Raw genomic sequence first — 15,626 nt, 5'->3', positions numbered from 1 at the left:
AGGCAGAGCGCTGAATTGTGGTTCAGCGCATTTGCCTTTAGTTAGATGCTTTTAAAAGTGGAGGTTACGACGTTGTCAGCTACTAAATATCGGATACTAACCATTAACCCAGGATCAACATCCACTAAAATTGGCGTTTTTGATAGTGAAGTCTCTATATTTGAAAAAACGATCCGTCACGATACTAAAAAAATTAATTCTTTTGCTAATATTATTGACCAATATCAATTTAGAAAAACCGCAATTTTGGAAACACTGGATAATGAAGGGATTAATATATCAAAATTATCAGCTGTTTGTGGCCGCGGTGGATTATTAAGGCCTATTGAAGGGGGAACCTATGCAGTTAATGACTTAATGCTAAAGGATTTGCATTCGGGTTATTCAGGGCAGCATGCATCGAATTTAGGCGGCATAGTCGCATACGAGATTGCTTCAGGTCTTAATATACCTGCATTTATCGTGGATCCTGTCGTTGTTGACGAACTTGCACCAATCGCTAGAGTATCTGGTTTTTCCTTGATTGAGAGAAAAAGTATCTTTCATGCCTTAAACCAAAAAGCAGTGGCTAGAAGAGTAGCAAAAGAACTCGGAAGAGAATACAGTGATATGAATCTCATTATTGCCCATATGGGCGGTGGGATTACAGTAGGTGTCCACCATCAAGGCAAGGTAGTAGACGTAAACAATGGTCTGCACGGTGACGGGCCGTTTAGTCCTGAAAGGGCAGGTACGGTGCCCGCAGGTGATTTAATTGCACTTTGCTACTCGGGAGAACATTATCGGGAAGAAATTATGAAAAGACTTGTCGGGCAAGGGGGACTAGTCGGCTACCTCGGAACAAATGATGCGGTGGAGGTAGAACAACGAATTGCTGCGGGTGATAAAAGGGCCAAACTAATTTATGAAGCTATGGCCTATCAAGTGGCAAAAGAGATTGGTGCCTGCAGTACGGTTATTTCGGGCAAGGTGGATATTATTGTCTTAACGGGAGGCCTTGCTTGCGGAAAAGCATTTGTCAAACTAATAAGTGATAGGATTAATTGGATAGCAGACGTAATTGTACATCCTGGTGAAGATGAACTTCAGGCTTTGGCAGAAGGAGCGCTTCGGGTTTTAAGCGGAGAAGAAGAAGTAAAAATATATCCTGGAAATTTTTCAACTGCAAAAATCTAATGAGAATGGGGAGGAAACATAAGTGGCACAAGAATATGATTTAGTCATTCTTGGAGGTGGAACGGGCGGCTATGTGGCAGCCATTCGAGCTTCTCAGCTTGGCTTAAAAACAGCCATAGTAGAAAAAGGAAAATTAGGTGGTACCTGCCTGCATAAAGGCTGCATACCGAGTAAAGCACTGCTAAGAAGTGCAGAGGTATTTGCCACAACGAAACGCGGTGAAGAGTTTGGTGTGATCACTAGTGATGTTTCATTAGATTTTGGAAAGGTTCAAGCTAGAAAAAATAAGATAATTGATCAGTTACATAAGGGTGTACAACATCTAATGAAGCAGGGGAAAATCGATGTATATGAAGGGATTGGCCGAATTCTTGGACCTTCGATTTTTTCGCCAATGCCTGGTACCATTTCAGTTGAAATGAACAACGGAACCGAAAACGAAATGCTGATTCCTAAAAATGTAATCGTAGCAACTGGTTCCAGACCTAGAACATTACCTGGTTTGGAAATTGATGGCCATTTTGTGATGTCTTCTGATGAAGCTTTACAGCTTAAAGAACTCCCAAAATCAATCATTATTGTCGGCGGCGGTGTGATTGGAATAGAATGGGCTTCGATGCTGTCTGATTTTGGAGTAGATGTTACCGTTATTGAGTTTGCTGACCGGATTATTCCAACGGAAGATAAAGAAATATCTAAGGAAATGCAGCGTGTATTGAAAAAGAAAGGGATAAAACTCATCACTAGTGCGAAAGTACTTCCAGAAACCATTTCCAAGGATCAAGAGGTTAGTATTTCAGCAGAGGTAAAAGGATCAGTTAAACATTTTAAAGCTGAAAAACTCTTAGTCTCAGTTGGCCGTCAAGCTAATATGGAGGGAATAGGCCTTGAAAATACAGATATCCAAATTGAAAATGGTTTTATTGTCACAAACCAATTTTACCAAACAAAAGAAACTCATATTTATGCGATTGGTGATGTAATCGGCGGTTTACAGCTGGCCCATGTAGCTTCACATGAGGGTATTCTAGCTGTGGAACATATAGCAGGAGAAAAACCATCTCCGTTGGATTATAACTTGATTTCAAGATGTATTTATAGTAATCCGGAGGTATCTAGTGTAGGAATAACCGAAGAGCAAGCTAGGGAAAAAGGATATAACGTAAAGATAGGTAAATTTTCATTTCGAGCCATCGGGAAAGCCCTTGTTTTCGGTGAATCAGACGGCTTTGTAAAAATTGTCGCCAATTCTGATACCGATGATATTTTAGGAGTTCATATGATTGGGCCGCATGTAACAGATATGATTACAGAAGCAGGTCTTGCTATGGTACTAGATGCAACACCTTGGGAAATAGCACATACGATACACCCACACCCGACTTTGACCGAAGCCATTGGGGAAGCTGCATTGGCAGTGGATGGGAAGGCTATTCATTCTTAAATAAAGTTCTTTTTTATTGAACAATCGGGAGGTAAAAAATTAATGATAGAAAAGCGTCATGAAGTTTTAGGTTTAAGCGACCAAAAGGTATTGGAAATGTTTGAGACAATGCTTTTAGCCAGACGTATTGATGAGCGGATGTGGTTATTAAATCGTGCAGGAAAAATCCCATTTGTTATTTCATGTCAGGGACAGGAAGCGGCACAGGTAGGAGCTGCTTACGCTCTTAACCGGGATAAAGATTATGTTCTGCCTTATTACCGTGACATGGGGGTTGTATTAACATTCGGAATGACACCGAAAGAACTGATGCTCTCGGGTTTTGCTAAGGCGGAGGATCCGAATTCAGGCAGTCGGCAAATGCCTGGACACTTTGGGCAAAAGAAAAATAGAATCGTAACTGGTTCATCACCAGTTACAACACAAGTTCCACACGCAGTAGGGATTGCCCTTGCGGGGAAAATGGAGAAAAAAGACCTAGTGACATTTGTTACCTTTGGAGAAGGTTCTTCCAACCAAGGGGATTTTCATGAGGGTGCTAACTTTGCAGGTGTTCATAAACTCCCGGTTATATTTATGTGTGAAAATAATAAATACGCTATTTCTGTACCGATTGAAAAACAGTTAGCTTGTGAAAAGGTTTCAGATCGTGCCATAGGATATGGGATGCCAGGTGTGACTGTTGATGGTAATGACCCTCTAGAAGTATATAAGGCTGTTAAAGAGGCAGCTGACCGAGGCCGGCGCGGTGAAGGTCCAACTCTAGTTGAAACCATATCATACCGTCTTACACCACATTCATCTGATGATGACGATCGTTCCTATCGCGCACCGGATGAAGTGGCAAAAGCAAAAACAAAGGATCCAATTATTACCTTTGGTGCATATTTAAAAGAAACAGGCGTATTGAATGATGAATTGGAAAAAGAAATCAATGAACGAGTGATGAAGCTGGTGAATGAGGCGACAGATTATGCTGAAAATGCTCCGTATTCGGCACCAGAAGATGCATTGAAATTTGTTTATGCGGATACGGAAGAGTAAGGGGGATTTCTAGATGGCAATTATTTCATATATAGATGCAATTACAATGGCATTGCGTGAGGAAATGGAACGGGATTCAAAGGTGTTCATCCTCGGCGAAGATGTAGGGGTTAAAGGTGGCGTATTTAAAGCAACTCAAGGTTTATACGAACAATTTGGTGAAGAAAGGGTCATTGATACTCCTCTTGCCGAGTCAGCTATTGCAGGAGTAGGAATCGGTGCAGCAATGTATGGAATGCGCCCAATTGCAGAAATGCAATTCGCTGATTTTATTATGCCTGCTGTAAACCAAATTATTTCTGAAGCTGCAAAAATTCGCTATCGATCTAATAATGATTGGAACTGTCCAATTGTTATCCGAGCTCCTTATGGAGGCGGAGTACATGGGGCACTTTACCACTCCCAATCAGTTGAAGCAGTTTTTGCTAATCAGCCTGGCTTAAAAATTGTTATGCCGTCTACACCGTACGATGCTAAAGGTCTTTTAAAAGCAGCCATCCGGGACAATGACCCAGTTCTCTTTTTCGAGCATAAACGGGCCTATCGGTTAATCAAGGGTGAGGTTCCTTCGGATGACTATACTCTGCCAATCGGAAAAGCCGACATTAAGCGTGAGGGTGAAGATATCACGGTCATTACTTATGGTCTATGTGTTCATTTTGCCCTTCAAGCGGCAGAAAAATTAGCTCATGATGGAATTTCAGTTCATATTCTTGATTTACGTACTGTCTACCCGCTTGATAAAGAGGCTATCATTGAAGCAGCTTCTAAGACGGGTAAGGTATTACTAATCACCGAGGACAATAAAGAAGGAAGCATCATAAGTGAAGTTTCTGCCATTATTGCTGAACATTGTTTATTTGAATTAGATGCTCCAATCATGAGGCTCGCAGGACCAGATGTACCGGCCATGCCGTATTCTCCTACAATGGAAAAATTCTTTATGATTAATCCGGACAAAGTAGAAAAAGCAATGCGCGAGCTTGCCGAATATTAAGGAGGTATGGAAATAGTGACAACCGAACAAATTAAAATGCCTCAGTTAGGGGAAAGTGTAACCGAAGGTACTATTAGCAAGTGGTTAGTATCTGTTGGAGATAAGGTCAATAAATACGATCCCTTAGCTGAGGTTATGACAGATAAAGTTAATGCAGAAGTCCCTTCCTCCTTTACAGGTGTGATTAAAGAGTTAATTGCAGAAGAAGGAGATACTTTAGCTGTTGGGGAAATGATTTGTACTATTGAAGTGGAAGAGAGTAGTACCCCCGACACTTCGGTAAACGAAAATAAAGAAACAGCAGCAACTACAAGCAAGGAAACTACAGTTCAAGCGGAAAAAGAAAATAAAGCCCGTTACTCCCCAGCAGTACTAAAAATTTCACAAGAACACGGTATTGATTTAACGAAAGTGTCAGGTACCGGTGCAGGGGGAAGGATCACAAGAAAAGATTTATTGAAATTAATCGAATCCGGAAATATACCAGCGGCTGGCGAGAAGAGAGAAACTGTTAGTGAATCATTAGCAGCTTCTAATCAATTACCAGAAAAAGCACAAAATGTTCCTATCCAACCTGCAGCAGCTCACACTACAACAGCTCATAAAGTGACGGTCCCTTTGACAACGGGTGATATAGAAATTCCCGTTACTGGAGTACGTAAAGCGATAGCAGCAAATATGCTTCGCAGCAAACACGAAGCTCCCCATGCCTGGACCATGATGGAAGTAGATGCAACTAATCTTGTGGAATATCGGAATAGTTTGAAAGACGAATTTAAGAAAAAAGAGGGCTTCAATTTAACTTTCTTCGCATTTTTTGTAAAGGCTGTTGCACAAGCCTTAAAAGAGTTTCCACAAATTAATTCCATGTGGGCCGGCGATAAAATAATTCAAAAGAAAGATATTAATATTTCCATTGCTGTCGCTACTGACGATGCTTTATTTGTTCCTGTCATAAAAAATGCGGATGAAAAGACAATCAAAGGAATCGCTCGGGAGATTTCTGAACTAGCTGTAAAAGTTAGATCTGGCAAACTAAAATCAGATGATATGCAGGGAGGAACGTTTACGGTAAACAACACAGGTTCTTTTGGCTCAGTACAATCAATGGGAATCATTAACTATCCACAAGCTGCCATACTTCAGGTGGAATCCATTGTTAAACGGCCGGTTGTTATGAATAATAATATGATTGCTGTTCGGGATATGGTGAATCTATGCATGTCATTAGATCACAGGGTATTGGACGGGCTTATTTGCGGCCGTTTCTTACAACGTGTAAAAGAAATCATTGAGAATATCTCAAATTCAACTACATCAATATATTAGGTAATAAAAACCGCTGCCAAATTTGCAGCGGTTTTTAACTAGGGAATGTAAAAGAGACATTAACATTACTCTTATAATGGTTTTCGTTGCTTGAAACCAATTTGTACCATAAAATAGAAATGAGTAGAATTGATTGAATTTTACTTCAATTCGGAATGAGAGGGGAGATCGAGTTGAAAAAATTAAAAGAACAATCTTTTTCATCAAAAACGATTAATGATTGGAAAGCAACAGCTGAGACCTCTTTAAAACAGAAAAAGATTGAATCATTAAATTGCCATACATATGAAAACATTGTTTTGAAACCGCTTTATACACGAGAAGATGAGCAGATAGTTCCGGATTATTCCGGGGGTTCAGACTATAGAAGAGGTATTTATCCGCTTGGATATATCACAAACAAGTGGGAGGTGGCTCAGCAAGTATCCTATCGAACATCCGATGAATTGAAAAAGAAACTTCACGAAATGTTGGAAAAAGGGCAAACTACTGTAGCTTTTGAGGTATCAGAGGAATTATTTGAAACAAATGATAGCTTCTTGGGTGTTTTAGGAGAGTTCTATCATGTTTATCCATTAGCGATTAATTCATATGGCTGGCAAACCAAAGTTCTATCAATGTTATCAAAATTGACGGAAGACGAAAATAAAAAAGAAAAAATTACTGGTTATATTGCTTCCGATCCCATTGCATTATTTGCCGAGGAGGGAGCAGTCTCAAAGGAGTTTATCGAAGAGTGGAAGAGGACTATCATCCAAGCTGGTAAAGAGTTCCCGTCATTAAGCACCATTCTTATCGATACCATCCCATATCATAATGGTGGTGCTAATGCTGTACAAGAACTTGGGATTGCTATTGCAGAAGGGGTATTTTACCTTGATAGCCTCCAAGAAGACAAAATGGAACTAAATCAGATTCTTAAAAATATGGTATTCCAATTCTCCATTGGAAGTAACTTCTTTATGGAAATAGCAAAACTTCGGGCAGCACGGGTACTCTGGAATCGAATAACCGAACTTTATGGTGCCAAAGATGAATCTCGAGCTATGATTATTTCTGCCGTAACCTCTAACTTTACAAAATCTATACAAGACCCCTATGTTAATCTTCTTCGAGCTGGAAATGAAGCATTTGCTGCAGTTATTGGAGGGGTTCAATATTTACATGTTACTCCTTTTAATAGTCTAACAGGCTCTACACCATTATCTGAAAGAATCGCTAGAAATATGCAATTACTCTTAAAACAGGAAGCACTTCTGGATAAAGTCATTGACCCAGCTGGCGGCTCCTGGTATGTGGAAAAACTTACAAATGAACTGGCTGAAAAGGCTTGGGAATATTTTCAACAAATGGAAGCGGGAGGCGGTATTTTAAATGTTTTAAAATCCAATTGGCTGCAGGAGGACATAAAAGCTGTTTTTGATCAAAAAATTTTGGACATCCAGACAAGAAAACAAAGTATGATCGGAACAAATGTCTATGCAGATGTAAATGAAAACAATCTAAGTCCCATTAAAATGAATAGAACAAATTTTTTTAAGGATGGGACATATTCATTAACCGAAATGGAAGTCATTTCGGAACGGAGACTATCAGAGCCATTTGAGAATCTGCGAAGAAGGGCAAAGAGACTTGAAGAAAAAACAGGAACTATTCCATCTGTAGGGATGATATGTCTTGGCGAAATGAAGGAGCATAAACCAAGGACTGATTTTATGAAAGGGTTTTTTGCAGCAGGGGGTTTGAAAGCTGTAGAAAGTAATCCAATCATAAGTTTGGAAAAGGCTAAACAATTTATCTTAGAAACATCTACTTCTTATTTTTGCTTTTGTGGAACAAATGAACAGTACGAACTCACAGGTCAAACTATCCTTACCGCTTTAAAGTCTGAATTTCCTGAACACATTTTTTACCTAGCAGGGCTTCCTGAAACAGGAACACAGTTCGAATGGGAGAAGGAAGGGATTAAACAATTCATTCATGTAAAGTCGAATTGCTATAAAACTTTGAACATGATCCTTACTGATATGGAGGTGAACACCGTTGAAGAAAAAAAGGCCTAATTTTCAAAATATATATTTGTTTGCTGACCGAAAATTTATCACGAAGAAAGAGTGGGAAGATAAAGTCAAAGATGAAATTTCTGCTTCCTTTGAGGATTTACTGTTTGAAACAAATGAACATATCTACCTTAAGCCTATTTATACAAAAGAAGATAGGGAAGGTTTAGAGCATGTAGATGATCTTCCTGGTCTGGCGCCTTATACGAGGGGTCCGTATCCCACAATGTATGTCAATCGCCCCTGGACGGTCAGACAGTATGCGGGCTTTTCAACTGCTGAGGAAAGTAATGCCTTTTACCGGAGGAATCTAGCCATGGGACAAAAAGGGTTATCAGTAGCTTTTGATTTAGCCACACATAGAGGTTATGATTCGGATCATCCACGTGTAGTTGGGGATGTTGGAAAAGCTGGTGTTGCAATAGATTCTATCCTTGATATGAAAACACTTTTTGCTGGAATACCTTTGGATCAAATGTCTGTATCAATGACGATGAATGGTGCTGTTTTGCCGATCTTAGCTTTCTTTATCGTGACTGCTGAGGAGCAGGGAGTCAGCCAAGAGAAACTTGCGGGAACCATTCAAAATGATATTTTAAAAGAATACATGGTTCGAAATACGTATATCTACCCTCCAGATATGTCGATGAAGATTATTGCTGATATTTTTGAATATACCTCTAAATACATGCCGAAATTTAATAGCATCAGTATATCCGGCTATCATATGCAAGAAGCTGGGGCTCCTGCTGATTTAGAATTAGCCTATACCCTTGCAGATGGCTTAGAGTATGTACGGACAGGTCTTAACGCTGGAATTAATATTGATTCATTTGCACCTAGGTTGTCCTTCTTCTGGGCTATTGGAATGAATTACTTCATGGAAGTAGCAAAATTGCGGGCTGCCCGATTAATTTGGGCGAAAATGATGAAGTCCTTTCAGCCGAAAAGTGAAAAATCATTAGTTTTACGGACTCATTCCCAAACATCAGGGTGGAGTTTAACAGAACAGGACCCGTTTAATAATGTCACCCGCACACTTATTGAAGCACATGCTGCCGCAATGGGGCATACCCAATCACTCCATACAAATGCATTAGATGAAGCAATTGCCTTACCAACTGATTTTTCTGCCCGGATTGCTCGAAATACTCAGTTGTTTTTACAAGAGGAAACTGGGATTACCAACGTAATTGATCCTTGGGGAGGCTCTTATTATGTAGAAAAGTTAACGGATGAATTGGTGACACGGGCATGGACGCATATTGATGAAATTGAAGGGCTGGGGGGAATGGCTAAAGCCATTGAAACGGGTCTTCCAAAAATGAGAATAGAAGAAGCGGCAGCCAGAAGACAGGCTCAAATCGACTCGGGGAAGGAAATCATTATTGGTGTTAATCAATACAGGCTCGAAAAAGAAGAAGCGATAGATATTTTAGATATCGATAATACGGCGGTGCGGTTAAAGCAAATAGAGAAATTAACTAGATTAAAAGCAGTACGTGATAATCAAAAAGTCGAAGAGGCGCTTAACGCGTTAACAAAAGCTGCAGAAACAGGAGAACATAATTTATTAGAACTTGCTATAAATGCGGCCAGAGTTAGAGCAACACTGGGAGAAATTTCAGAAGCCATTGAGCGTGTGGCGAGCAGGCATAAAGCTGTGATACGCTCGATAAGCGGTGTGTATAGTACAGCCTTTAGCAATGAGGAAGAGATTATAGAAGTAAAAAAAATGACAGACGAATTCCTTGAAAACGAAGGGCGGCGGCCAAGAATCTTAATTGCGAAAATGGGGCAGGATGGACATGATCGGGGGGCAAAGGTCATTGCTACTGCTTTTGCTGATTTAGGTTTTGATGTTGACATTAGCCCATTATTCCAGACTCCCGAAGAAACTGCTATTCAAGCCGTTGAAAATGATGTACATGTAGTTGGTATGAGTTCACTTGCAGCAGGACATAAAACATTGCTGCCACAGCTGGTGGCCGAATTAAAAAATTTGGGCCGTGAGGATATTTTGGTTGTAATCGGCGGGGTTATCCCTGCACAAGATTATCAATTTTTATATGACCATGGTGCAGCCGCTATATTTGGTCCTGGAACTATTATTCCTGTAGCAGCACAAAAAGTGATTCGAGAGATTTATTTGAAACTTGGTTATGAGGAAGTGTCGCAATAAATGGGGAAGGATCATAAACCAGAATGGAGTGACCCTAATACACCTGAAAATTGCTTAAGTATTGTAAGAAGAGGCCAAGAGCAGGAAAGTCAGGCCATCTCAATTGGAAGAAATACCCGCTTTGAAAAACGTAAAACAACTGAACCTTCTATTGACGCCCTGTATGAAGGCGTACTAAAGGGGGATCGGACTCTGCTAGCACGTGCGATAACATTAGTAGAAAGCAATGCTGAGCAGCATTTTAAAAAAAGTCAGCAATTGTTACAGCAGCTTTTACCCAACACTGGTAAAGCGATTCGAATTGGGATTACTGGTGTACCAGGTGCAGGAAAAAGTACTTTTATAGAAGCGTTTGGAATGTACTTGTGCGCTCTTGGGTTTCGGGTTGCTGTATTAGCAGTTGATCCAAGCTCAAGTATCAGTGGAGGCAGTATTCTCGGAGACAAAACACGAATGGAACAATTATCAAAACATGCCAGCGCTTTTATTCGTCCATCACCAACGGCGGGAAAGCTTGGCGGTGTTCATCGTAAAACAAGGGAAGCTATGTTGATTTGTGAAGCGGCCGGTTTTGATGTTATTTTAATTGAAACCGTTGGCGTGGGACAAAGCGAAGTAATTATTAGAGATATGGTTGACTTTTTCATGCTGCTTGTACTGACCGGAGCTGGGGACGAACTGCAAGGAATGAAGAAAGGGATCATGGAACTGGCAGATGTTATTCTTGTTCATAAGGCCGATGGGGCCAATAAACAAAAGGCTGAACAGACAAGACTGGAATATAATCGAATCCTCCATTTCCTGCAGCCAGCAACAAAAGGCTGGAAAACAAGGGCTTATACATGTTCTTCAAGTACCTTAGAAGGGATTAGTGACATCTGGGGTGTTATTCAATCATTTGAAAAAAACGGGAAATCTTCTGGAGTTTTTGAGGAAAGAAGAAGAATACAAGCTAGGGAATGGTTCTATTCAATGATAACGGATCAGCTCCAATTTCTTTTTCACCATCATAAGGGAGTAAAAAGTGAGCTGCCTAAACTTGAAAATGAGGTGATTTCTGGGGAAAAAACAGTAGCAACTGCAGTAGAAGCATTATTTGAGATTTTTTTATCATCTACTAAAAGTTAATCTTAAGATTTCATATCATTTGGAAAAAACATATTTTAACTGTTATGATGTAGTTATATACGGAAATAAGGAGTGTGTGTTATGAGTATGAATTTTAACTTTTTCATGAATGATGTAGTTAAGCAGGCTCGTGAAGAAATAGTGACTGCTGGATATAAAGAACTAAAAACCCCCGCTGAAGTAGAAGAAGCTTTTGCACAAAAAGGAACCACGTTAGTGATGATTAATTCCGTTTGCGGATGTGCAGGAGGTATTGCTCGCCCTGCAGCAGCACATGCCCTTCACAATGATAAGCGTCCTGACCACTTAGTTACAGTATTTGCCGGTCAGGATAAAGAGGCAACTGAAACCGCAAGAAGTTATTTTACAGGTTATCCGCCTTCCTCTCCATCCTTTGCTTTGTTAAAAGACGGGAAAATCTTAACGATGATTGAAAGACACCAGATTGAGGGATTTGATCCTGCAACTGTAGTTGCAAAGCTGCAGGGTGAATTTGATCAATATTGTGAAGAAATATAGAAATAAATATAAATATCAAAAGGTCAAATCTTTAATGATTTGACTTTTTTATTGTCCAAATCCAAAATTTCGTGTATATTTATTAATTATTTCGTAATTTTAATCATTCGTTGAAGAGGTGTTATTATATGAAGGAGTTATTAAAAAATCATTTAGAAATTATACAAAACAATTTATGGGCGATAAGTGACCGCTTGTATCATCATCCTGAGCTGGGAGATAATGAATTTGAATCTATGAAACTATTGGTCGAGTTTCTTGAACAGCATCAATTTACAGTGGAAAAAGGAATTGTTGGCCGGCCAACAGCATTTAAAGCTGTTTACGATAGTAAGAAAGAGGGACCTACTATTGCCTATTTATCCGAATATGATGCCTTGCCTGAGGTTGGACATGGTTGTGGCCATAATATGATTGGAACGATGAGTGCCGGGGCAGGAGTTCTCTTAAGTAAAGTTGTAGATGAAATTGGCGGCCGCGTAGTTGTATTAGGTACGCCTGCTGAAGAAACAAATGGCGCTAAAGTACCGATGGCAGAGCAAGGAATCTTTGAAGACATTGATGCAGCAATGATTTTACACCCAGCAGATGTGTCTTATGAGAGTGGTGATTCCTTAGCGATGGATGCCATTCAATTTGAGTTCCGTGGCAGGACGAGTCATGCTGCTGCATCACCAGAAAAGGGTATTAATGCATTGGATGCGGTTATTCAATTATTTAACGGGATTAATGCTCTTCGTCAGCATGTTACCTCAGATGTTAGAATCCATGGAATTATTAAAGAAGGCGGAGTAGCTGCCAATATTGTTCCAGATAAAGCAGTCGCACAATTTTATGTTAGAGCAAAGGACCGGAATAACTTAAACGAGATTGTTCAAAAGGTCATTAATATTGCAAAAGGTGCATCATTAGTAACAGGTGCAGAGGTTCATATTGAAAATTACGAATTAAGCTATGACAATATGGTTACGAACCAAACTCTATCCCAGTTGTTTACAAACAATCTCCTATCAACAGGGGTTAAGCAAGTGGAGAAAGCCAAGGATTCATATGGTTCAATCGATATGGGGAATGTAAGTCAGGTAGTTCCAGCCATTCATCCGTACATTGGTCTTGATTCTCCTGGATTAGTTGCCCATACAAGGGAATTTGCAGACTTAACTATTACTGACAACTCTCATAAAATTCTTTCTAGAGGAGCCTTGGCTCTTGCACTGACAGGTTATGATCTGATTGCGGATAAAGAAGTATTTGAAAAGATGAAAAATGAATTTCATAAGGTCGAGATGATCAAAGCCTAACCGCAAAAATACCTCTTTTTAAAGAGGTATTTTTTTGTAAATTAAACAATATATCGATATACTAAATTTTTAGAATATTTTTATATTAAAAAACATATTTTCAAAAAAGAATTCATGTGTTATTATTCGTTATGTTGAATAAAAATTCAAGAATATATGCAAGTTTTTATATAACACGAGGGGGTTACATCATGAAAAAAACGATGTTATTTTTAATGCTTATCTTTACATTGGTAGTAATGGCAGCTTGTGGTCAAAAGGACGGAGCTAAGGAAGAAAAAAGCACGGACAAGAAAGTATTAACAATGGCAACCTCTGCTGATTTTGCACCATTTGAATCCAGAGATCCATCAGGAAAGGTTGTTGGATTTGATATCGATCTGGCTAATGCCATTGCAGATGAATTAGGTTATAAACTTGAAATCAAAGATATGAAGTTCGATGGTCTAATCGGTGCATTGCAAGCGAAGCGGGTTGACATGGTACTAGCAGGTATGTCGGCAACTGAAAAACGTAAACAAAATGTTGATTTTTCTACAGCTTATAACCATTCTGGTGAAATGTTCTTAACGAAAAAAGGTTCTTCAATTAAAACAATTGATGATCTAAAAGGTAAAACCGTTGCAGTACAGTTAGGAACTATTCAGGAAGAAGGAGCCAAAACACTTCAGAAAAAAGTTGATTTTACGCTTAAACCTTTAGATAATTCAACAACTTTGATTCAAGAGCTAGTAACGGGTCGTGTTCAAGTAGCCTATTTAGATAAATCAGTTGCAACAGGATACATGAAGGAACAGGGCTTAGCTGGTTTTGATGATCCAACATCTAGTTCTCCGGGGATGGCTGTAGCTTTTCCAAAAGGCAGCAACTTAGTTGGCGATGTGAATAAAGCACTTCAAAAACTTGAAGAGAACGGAAAACTTAAAGAATTGAAGGATAAATGGTTAAAGGATCAACAATAATTAGTAAAGACCAAATTCATTAGTTTAATTTGTTGAGGTAAAGAAAATATTGAAGTGAGGTGTAAGGCATGAATTTGGATTTTAGCCAAATTGTGCCTTATATTCCTTTTATTTTAGAAGGAATATGGGTTACATTAAAATTTGTTATTATTTCCATTATTTTAGGTTTTATCCTTGGTACTATTTTAGCGTTATTTAAAATTTCACGAATAAAAGCTTTAAATTGGTTTGGTGACGCTTATACCTCTATTTTTCGTGGTACACCATTAATTTTGCAATTAATGCTAATCTATTTTGCAATTCCGCAATTAACAGGTTATGATATATCACCATTTTTATCTTCCATTTTAGCTTTTGGTTTGAATTCATCAGCCTATGTTTCAGAAATTATCAGGGCAGGAATTCAAGCAGTTGATAAAGGTCAAACTGAAGCGGCTCAAGCACTGGGAGTTCCTTATCGTCTTATGATGAAGGACCTTATATTGCCTCAAGCATTAAAAAATATTTTACCAGCTCTTATGAACGAATTTATTACCCTAACGAAAGAATCGGCACTTGTATCGACGATTGGATATTTAGATTTGATGCGCCGTGCGCAAGTGGTTGGAGCTGATACTTATCGGAATTTTGAACCACTAATATTTGTTGGATTAATCTATTGGATTTTAGTAATGGTGCTTACACTGGCTGGTAAATGGGTTGAAAGGAGGATGAAATTCAGTGATTAAAGTTGAAAACCTCTATAAACAATTCGGGGAAAATGAAGTCCTAAAAAATATTTCTACCAGTATAGATAGCGGAGAAGTAGTTTCTATCATTGGGCCTTCTGGTTCGGGTAAGTCCACTTTTCTTCGTTGTTTAAATTTGTTAGAGACACCGACGAAAGGGAAAGTGTGGATAAATAATCAAGAGATTACAGATAAAAAAACGAATATCATGAAAGTACGAGAACAGATCGGAATGGTTTTTCAGCACTTTTATTTATTCCCACATTTAACTGTCTTGGAGAACCTAACATATGCTCCAATTAAAGTAAAAGGAGAATCCCGTGAAGCAGCTGCAGCAAAAGCTCGGGAATTGCTTTCTAGAGTAGGTCTTTCTGAAAAAGAGACTGCTTTCCCTAATAATTTGTCTGGTGGTCAGAAGCAGCGTGTTGCTATTGCTCGTGCTCTTGCAATGGAACCAGAGCTGATGTTATTTGATGAGCCTACTTCGGCGCTAGACCCAGAAATGGTAAAGGAAGTATTAAACGTTATGAAGGACCTAGCCCAATCTGGAATGACGATGGCGATTGTAACACATGAAATGGGATTTGCTCGTGAGGTTTCGGACCGTATTCTCTTCCTTGATGAAGGAAAGTTGTTAGAGGAAGGCTCACCGGATGAATTTTTTAATCGTCCTCAGACAAGCAGAGCAAAGGACTTTTTAGAAAAAGTATTATAAATAATAACCTTACTTCAATTTGATAAAGCAGTTTTTTCTTG

At 39.1% G+C, this 15,626-nt stretch carries 13 protein-coding genes; all 13 read left to right on the top strand.

Annotated features, from left to right (window positions below; all coding sequences use genetic code 11):
* The first annotated feature begins 45 nt into the window (after positions 1 to 45).
* The 13 genes from buk (at position 46) to CVD27_RS23695 (ending at position 15,585) form a co-directional block, all read left to right on the top strand.
* Entirely contained in the window at positions 46 to 1,176 is a 1,131-nt protein-coding gene (buk, locus tag CVD27_RS23755; protein WP_374703100.1) for a butyrate kinase, read from the top strand.
* A 22-nt stretch (positions 1,177 to 1,198) separates the two neighbouring features.
* On the top strand, positions 1,199 to 2,620 hold the full coding sequence (lpdA, locus tag CVD27_RS23750) for a dihydrolipoyl dehydrogenase (RefSeq protein WP_101651070.1): 1,422 nt from the start codon (positions 1,199 to 1,201) through the stop codon (positions 2,618 to 2,620).
* A gap of 42 nt (positions 2,621 to 2,662) precedes the next feature.
* Positions 2,663 to 3,664, top strand: a complete 1,002-nt coding sequence (locus tag CVD27_RS23745; RefSeq protein ID WP_101651068.1) for a thiamine pyrophosphate-dependent dehydrogenase E1 component subunit alpha — start codon at positions 2,663 to 2,665, stop codon at positions 3,662 to 3,664.
* Between the two features lie 13 nt (positions 3,665 to 3,677).
* Entirely contained in the window at positions 3,678 to 4,661 is a 984-nt protein-coding gene (locus tag CVD27_RS23740; protein ID WP_101651066.1) for an alpha-ketoacid dehydrogenase subunit beta, read from the top strand.
* 36 nt (positions 4,662 to 4,697) lie between these two features.
* Positions 4,698 to 5,990, top strand: a complete 1,293-nt coding sequence (locus CVD27_RS23735; protein ID WP_308301824.1) for a dihydrolipoamide acetyltransferase family protein — start codon at positions 4,698 to 4,700, stop codon at positions 5,988 to 5,990.
* A 173-nt stretch (positions 5,991 to 6,163) separates the two neighbouring features.
* On the top strand, positions 6,164 to 8,053 hold the full coding sequence (locus tag CVD27_RS23730; RefSeq protein ID WP_101651062.1) for a methylmalonyl-CoA mutase family protein: 1,890 nt from the start codon (positions 6,164 to 6,166) through the stop codon (positions 8,051 to 8,053).
* A 37-nt stretch (positions 8,054 to 8,090) separates the two neighbouring features.
* Positions 8,091 to 10,232 (top strand): methylmalonyl-CoA mutase, encoded by a 2,142-nt coding sequence (scpA, locus tag CVD27_RS23725; protein ID WP_257984475.1) that lies wholly within the window; start codon positions 8,091 to 8,093, stop codon positions 10,230 to 10,232.
* The gene (gene meaB / locus CVD27_RS23720; protein ID WP_101651060.1) at positions 10,233 to 11,360 is read left to right on the top strand and encodes a methylmalonyl Co-A mutase-associated GTPase MeaB; all 1,128 of its coding nucleotides are present in this window, start codon (positions 10,233 to 10,235) and stop codon (positions 11,358 to 11,360) included.
* 81 nt (positions 11,361 to 11,441) lie between these two features.
* Positions 11,442 to 11,879, top strand: a complete 438-nt coding sequence (locus tag CVD27_RS23715; RefSeq protein WP_101651058.1) for a BrxA/BrxB family bacilliredoxin — start codon at positions 11,442 to 11,444, stop codon at positions 11,877 to 11,879.
* 128 nt (positions 11,880 to 12,007) lie between these two features.
* Positions 12,008 to 13,180, top strand: a complete 1,173-nt coding sequence (locus CVD27_RS23710) for a M20 family metallopeptidase (RefSeq protein ID WP_101651056.1) — start codon at positions 12,008 to 12,010, stop codon at positions 13,178 to 13,180.
* 191 nt (positions 13,181 to 13,371) lie between these two features.
* On the top strand, positions 13,372 to 14,142 hold the full coding sequence (locus CVD27_RS23705; RefSeq protein WP_101651054.1) for a transporter substrate-binding domain-containing protein: 771 nt from the start codon (positions 13,372 to 13,374) through the stop codon (positions 14,140 to 14,142).
* Between the two features lie 68 nt (positions 14,143 to 14,210).
* A complete protein-coding gene (locus CVD27_RS23700; RefSeq protein ID WP_098530096.1) occupies positions 14,211 to 14,870 on the top strand; it encodes an amino acid ABC transporter permease in 660 nt (219 codons plus the stop codon).
* Positions 14,863 to 15,585 carry an amino acid ABC transporter ATP-binding protein gene (locus CVD27_RS23695; protein ID WP_101651052.1) on the top strand — a complete coding sequence of 241 codons (723 nt, stop codon included), beginning with the start codon at positions 14,863 to 14,865 and terminating at the stop codon, positions 15,583 to 15,585. Before CVD27_RS23700 ends, CVD27_RS23695 begins: the two co-directional genes overlap by 8 nt.
* The last annotated feature ends 41 nt before the right edge of the window (positions 15,586 to 15,626 follow it).

Source organism: Neobacillus cucumis (genome assembly GCF_002860255.1).
Lineage (GTDB): Bacteria > Bacillota > Bacilli > Bacillales > Cytobacillaceae > Neobacillus > Neobacillus cucumis_A.
The sequence above is the reverse complement of the archived record's forward strand: the minus strand, read 5'-3'. Positions and strand labels throughout refer to the sequence as shown.

What these genes read in the sequence shown, in the direction of transcription:
- buk (WP_374703100.1), top strand. Translation starts at nt 46, where the DNA reads ATGCTTTTAAAAGTGGAGGTTACGACGTTGTCAGCTACTAAATATCGG.
- CVD27_RS23745 (WP_101651068.1), top strand. Translation starts at nt 2,663, where the DNA reads ATGATAGAAAAGCGTCATGAAGTTTTAGGTTTAAGCGACCAAAAGGTA.
- CVD27_RS23740 (WP_101651066.1), top strand. Translation starts at nt 3,678, where the DNA reads ATGGCAATTATTTCATATATAGATGCAATTACAATGGCATTGCGTGAG.
- CVD27_RS23735 (WP_308301824.1), top strand. Translation starts at nt 4,698, where the DNA reads ATGCCTCAGTTAGGGGAAAGTGTAACCGAAGGTACTATTAGCAAGTGG.
- meaB (WP_101651060.1), top strand. Translation starts at nt 10,233, where the DNA reads ATGGGGAAGGATCATAAACCAGAATGGAGTGACCCTAATACACCTGAA.
- CVD27_RS23715 (WP_101651058.1), top strand. Translation starts at nt 11,442, where the DNA reads ATGAGTATGAATTTTAACTTTTTCATGAATGATGTAGTTAAGCAGGCT.
- CVD27_RS23710 (WP_101651056.1), top strand. Translation starts at nt 12,008, where the DNA reads ATGAAGGAGTTATTAAAAAATCATTTAGAAATTATACAAAACAATTTA.
- CVD27_RS23705 (WP_101651054.1), top strand. Translation starts at nt 13,372, where the DNA reads ATGAAAAAAACGATGTTATTTTTAATGCTTATCTTTACATTGGTAGTA.
- CVD27_RS23700 (WP_098530096.1), top strand. Translation starts at nt 14,211, where the DNA reads ATGAATTTGGATTTTAGCCAAATTGTGCCTTATATTCCTTTTATTTTA.